Here is a 2,947-nt window from a genome sequence, read left to right as displayed (position 1 = left end):
TGCCAACAAGACGATCCTCACGCTAACCGGCAAGACCACGCTCGCCCGGACCCACCGGACCGGCTGGGCGCGCACCTTCTGCCTCGCGATGCTCGCGCTGGGTGTGGTCCTGCGGGCCGGTCTCGCCATGGCCGCCGCCCGCGCCGGCCGCGGCACAGGCGGAAACCAGGGCAGCTGGCGGACGGTCTGGGCGGCGCGGTCACGCTGGTGGCCCGGCTACCCGCCCTACCCGGTCGACGCCCCGGGGCACCTGAGCACCGCACGCTCCCCTGCCGACGTCCCGGATACCGCTGTCTCCGGTCGGTAACCGGCCATCCAGGCTGTGATCCGGCCATCCAGGCTGTGATCGGCGCGAGTTTGTCGCTATGTACGCTCGGGAGCCGAAAAAGCGTACCCAACGACAAACTCGCGCCGATCATGTCGCCCGGAAGTCCCCACCGACCGCGCGCCATCCATCGTCGTGTCACGTATGGTGACACGACCGATGCAGGAGCCCCCCAGGAGCGGGCAGGCGGTAGGCATGGCGGTAGGACGACAGGTAGCATCAGGGGTATGAAAATCAGCATCAGTCTGCCGGACGACGATGTGAGTTTCATCGACGAGTTCGGTGCCCAGAGCAGCAACTCGTCGAGGTCCGCGGTCATCCACCAGGCTGTCGGGCTTCTGCGCGCGGCCAGCATCGAGGCCGCCTACACCGAAGCCTGGGACGAGTGGGCCGCCACCAAGGACGCCGAACTCTGGGACGCCATTGCGGCTGACGAACTCGCCGATGCGTCGCGGTGACATCTACTGGGTCGATCTGGAACCGGTCCGAGGATCGGAGGCAAACAAGACCCGACCCGCGGTCATCGTCAGCAACGACGCCGCGAACCGTGCGGCAGGACGTGCCGGCCGCGGTGTGGTCACCGTCGTACCCATCACGTCCAGCACTGACCGCGTGTTTCCCTTCCAGGTTCTGCTGAAGGCCGCCGACTGCGGCCTGACCGCTGACTCGAAGGCCCAGGCCGAGCAGGTACGAGCCGTGGCCGCGGATCGGATCGGATCGGCAACCGGATCGGAGAAGTCCCGCCCGCGACGATGGCCGCGCTGGACAACGCCCTGCGGCTGCACCTCGCGCTCTGAAGCGATCGCCTGCCTTCACGTCCGCTCGCGCTCCAGAGACCGGCCGCACCGACTGGGTGACCTCGGTGGCGTTCGCCCCGGACGGCAACACCCTGGCCGGCGGCGGCGTCGACAAGACAGTGCGGCTCTGGCAGGTGCGCTGACCCGCCTCGATCCTCAACCTCAGAGCCAGCGTCGGTAAACGCCGGCCGTGGCCGACGTACCCGGGATTCGGTCAGGAACCGGCCATCGAGGCTGTGATCGGCGCGAGTTTGTCGCTATGTACGTTCGTGAGCCGAAAAAGCGTACCCAACGACAAACTAACGCCGATCATGTCGCCCGGAAGCAGACCACGAATGCTGGCGCGACGGTTAGACTCGCCGCGGCGTGTTCGATGAATGACATGCTTGGGGGATCATAAGCGGGCATGTGCCGCCAGTGGCGTGGGTCGCGGGTAGCCGGCGACTGTCGGTACATGCTGGTTGACCGGGCTCAGGTGGCGGCGGGCTTGCCCGGCTACGACCTGGGCGCCAAACTCGGCGCGGGAGCATTCGGCCTGGTGCTGGCTGGCCGGCACCGACGACTGAACCGCGATGTTGCGATCAAGATCCTGGCCGCGGGTCACGAAGGGGCGTCGGCCGATTTCACCACCGAGGCTCAGGTACTCGCCGCCATGGACCATCCGCATGTGGTCCGGGTCTACGACTATGTCGAGGCTGACGACCTGCATCTGATCGTCATGGAGCTCCTGGCCGGAGGGACGCTGACCCGTCGCCGGGCCGATCTGTCCCCGCAGGGGGCCTGCGCCGTGGGGTTGGCGGTGGCCGCAGCGTTGTCCTGCGCGCACACCCATGGGGTGCTGCACCGCGACATAAAGCCGGACAACATGCTGTTCGACACCACCGGCCTGCTCAAGGTCACCGACTTCGGCATCGCAAAAATCCTTGAAGGATCGGCGGTCATCCCCAGCGGTGCGACGGGAACCCCCGCCTACATGGCCCCCGAACAGATCACCGGTGGGAGGCTGGGACCGACCACGGACCTGTACGCCCTCGGAATCGTGCTCTACCTGCTGCTGGCCGGCGCGCCGCCGTTCGACCCGGCCCTGCCGATCCGCGAGTTGTGGCAGCACCACCTCGACACCATTCCCACCCCGCCGGCCGGGGTTCCCGCCCCGATCGCCGCTGTGATCATGCAGGCTCTGGCCAAGGATCCCGTGGATCGCCCGGCGTCCGCGCACGCCTTCGCCCTCGACCTGGCACGCGCCGCCGCCGTCGCCTACGGTCCGGGCTGGACCGCCCGCTCCGGCATCGGGCTGCGCCTCGACGACGACGTCCGCGCCGCCGCCTCCAACAGCAGCGCGGACGTCATTCAGCAGACGGGAAAACAGCCGACCGACACCCCGTCCGCCAGCGTCCGCGATCCAGGCCAAGCCGCCACGGCGCGCACCGCTCAGCGTCTGCACAGGCGACGTGTGCCCATCACCGTCCTGCTCCTGCTCGCCATCGCCGGTGCTGTCCTCGCGGTGATCGCCACGTACGGCCGGGATCCACGCGAGCCCGGTGCCAGGGCCACCCCACCGAGCGCATCCGCTGCCCATCCCACGGCGCAGGCCCGGTCGGAAAACTCCCCGCCAGCCGCGACGGACACATCGGTATCACCCACAGTAACTTCCCAGGCATCAGTGGCCGTGGTACCGACTCAATCCGCAGGGCCGTCGAAGCATGTCTTCGCCCCGATCGTGATCCTCAACAATTCCAAGATCCTGGGGCTTGCCGATTCCGCCCGGGCGCGGCTGGAAGCCGCCGGCTTCACGGTGGCACGGACCGCCAACTACCAGTCGGCA

3 protein-coding genes and 2 pseudogenes are annotated in these 2,947 nt (G+C 68.2%); all 5 read left to right on the top strand.

The features are described from left to right. Positions 1–307: pseudogene (locus tag U9979_RS09290) on the top strand (glycosyltransferase family 2 protein); the annotation flags it as partial. A 245-nt stretch (positions 308–552) separates the two neighbouring features. Beyond that, positions 553–783 carry a ribbon-helix-helix domain-containing protein gene (locus tag U9979_RS09285; RefSeq protein WP_322779043.1) on the top strand — a complete coding sequence of 77 codons (231 nt, stop codon included), beginning with the start codon at positions 553–555 and terminating at the stop codon, positions 781–783. Further along, positions 770–1,122: pseudogene (locus tag U9979_RS25155) on the top strand (type II toxin-antitoxin system PemK/MazF family toxin). Before U9979_RS09285 ends, U9979_RS25155 begins: the two are co-directional and overlap by 14 nt. Beyond that, positions 1,119–1,265 carry a hypothetical protein gene (locus U9979_RS25150; RefSeq protein WP_416219808.1) on the top strand — a complete coding sequence of 49 codons (147 nt, stop codon included), beginning with the start codon at positions 1,119–1,121 and terminating at the stop codon, positions 1,263–1,265. The pseudogene U9979_RS25155 and the gene U9979_RS25150 overlap by 4 nt, the downstream one beginning before the upstream one ends. A 311-nt stretch (positions 1,266–1,576) precedes the next feature. Next, a partial coding sequence (locus U9979_RS09275) for a serine/threonine-protein kinase (protein ID WP_322779042.1) occupies positions 1,577–2,947 on the top strand: 1,371 nt, incomplete at its 3' end.

Source organism: Protofrankia sp. Cas4, from assembly GCF_963555915.1.
Classification (GTDB): domain Bacteria; phylum Actinomycetota; class Actinomycetes; order Frankiales; family Frankiaceae; genus Protofrankia.
This window is presented reverse-complemented; position numbering and strand designations above follow the sequence as displayed.

What these genes read in the sequence shown, in the direction of transcription:
- U9979_RS09285 (WP_322779043.1), top strand. Translation starts at nt 553, where the DNA reads ATGAAAATCAGCATCAGTCTGCCGGACGACGATGTGAGTTTCATCGAC.